The organism is Pseudomonas sp. 2VD, from assembly GCF_005503585.1.
In the GTDB taxonomy this organism is placed as follows: domain Bacteria; phylum Pseudomonadota; class Gammaproteobacteria; order Pseudomonadales; family Pseudomonadaceae; genus Pseudomonas; species Pseudomonas aeruginosa.
This window is the reverse complement of sequence record NZ_SCND01000628.1, coordinates 1-1,623: the sequence shown is the minus strand read 5'-3', so window position 1 is coordinate 1,623 and position 1,623 is coordinate 1. Positions and strand designations below refer to the sequence as shown.

The 1,623-nt window shown below is 67.9% G+C and carries 3 protein-coding genes and 1 pseudogene; all 4 read left to right on the top strand.

From position 1 onward, the window contains the following. Positions 1–174: DsrE family protein (locus FFS27_RS32555; RefSeq protein ID WP_254801776.1), on the top strand; the 174-nt coding region annotated here is incomplete at its 5' end. Continuing rightward, a complete protein-coding gene (locus FFS27_RS32550; protein ID WP_003102267.1) occupies positions 171–638 on the top strand; it encodes a glycine cleavage system protein H in 468 nt (155 codons plus the stop codon). The genes FFS27_RS32555 and FFS27_RS32550, both read left to right, overlap by 4 nt. A 116-nt stretch (positions 639–754) precedes the next feature. After that, on the top strand, positions 755–1,483 hold the full coding sequence (locus FFS27_RS32545; RefSeq protein WP_003114631.1) for a GrpB family protein: 729 nt from the start codon (positions 755–757) through the stop codon (positions 1,481–1,483). Positions 1,484–1,548: 65 nt separating this feature from the next. Continuing rightward, positions 1,549–1,623, top strand: a pseudogene (locus FFS27_RS33940) (hypothetical protein); the annotation flags it as partial.

Sequence of the window (1,623 nt, the reverse complement as noted above, 5' to 3'; positions counted from 1 at the left end):
CCGCTGCGCCACTTCATCCGCCAGGCCCGCGAGGCCGGCGCGCGCCTGCTGATGTGCCGCCAACCTGGGGTGAACATCGACGAAAGCGAACTGATCGAGGAACTCGACGAAATCTCCAGCGGCGGGGAACTGGCACGGCTGATCCTCGAATCCGAGCGGGTGCTGACCCTATGAGCGCGAACCTGCACGGCCTGGAGTTCCCCGACGGGCTGTTCTACGCCCCGGACTACAACCTGTGGTTGCGCGAGGAAGTCGACGGCAGCCTGACCCTGGGCCTGAGCGCCTACGGCTGCGCGCTGTATGGCGAAATCTTCGCCTTCACCCCCAAGCGCGACGGCTGGCACATCGAACGCGACCGCAGCTTCGGCGTAGTCGAGTTCGCCAAGGCTGCCTCCTCGGCCCGCAGCCCGTTGGCCGGGACCCTGCTGGCGAGCAACCCGGCGGTGGTCAAGCGCCCGGCGCTGATCAACCGGGATTGCTACGGCGAGGGCTGGATGGTACGGCTGCAACCGGACGACTGGGCCTCGGCGCGGAGCGCGTTTCTCCAGGGAGACGCGGCGCGGGAGGCATTCGCCGAGCGCATGCGCCTGGATGGGTTCGATCCGCAGCATCCAGGGGTGCAGGCACTGGACTTCTGAGACTCCCAGGTTTTACCCGCACCCCGCTCGCGGAAGGCGGATAACGCCGCTGGCGTTATTCGCCCTACCCCAGCTCTCCATCGCCGCCAATCTCCCGCATATCCCCGGAGTCCGCCATGTCCTCACCCCAACCGCCCCGCTTCGACGGCCAACGCTGGAGCAACGCCGACGACGACCGCATCGAGGTGCTGCCTGCCGACCCCGCCTGGCCACAACACTTCGCCGCCGAAGCCGAGGCCATCCGCACGGCGCTGGCGCTGCCCGGGCTGGGCATCGAGCATGTCGGCAGCACCGCGGTGCCCGGGCTCGACGCCAAGCCGATCATCGACATCCTCCTGCTGCCGCCGCCCGGCCACGATCCGCAGCGGCTGGTAGCCCCGCTGGAGGGCCTCGGCTACCAGTTCTGGCGCGAGAACCCGAACACCCAGCGGATGTTCTTCGTCAAAGGCATGCCGCCCTTCGGCCATGGCCGCACCCACCATGTCCATGTCATGCCCCTGGCCCAGGCCGACCGCTACCTGCTGTTCCGCGACTGGCTGCGCAACCACCCCGACGACGCCCGCCTCTACGCCGAAACCAAGCACGCCCTGGCCCGCCGCTACCCCACCGACCGCGAGGCCTATACCCGTGGCAAGGACGAGGTCGTCGCAAGGATTCTCGGCCGGGCGCTGGCGGCGACGCGGCACCCAATGATACAGAGTGGCCTGGTAAGGGGAGAACGCGAAATGCACGCCAGGGAACTGCGTGAAACGCTGGTCGCCGGCGCGGAATCGACGCCAGGCGGCCCCGCCGATACAGCCTATTTCGAGTCGCTGCGCAGCCGGGTAAGCAAGCCCCAGGACTGAGGCGGATAGCGTGCTTCGCTCACTACTGCGACTGTGCGAGCGCGGCTTCCACCAACCTCTCGATCACCTCCCCCACCCTGGAGATGCTCGAACCCGAGTCGGAGCAACCGTTCGAACTGCGCAACGACTACTTCACCGAC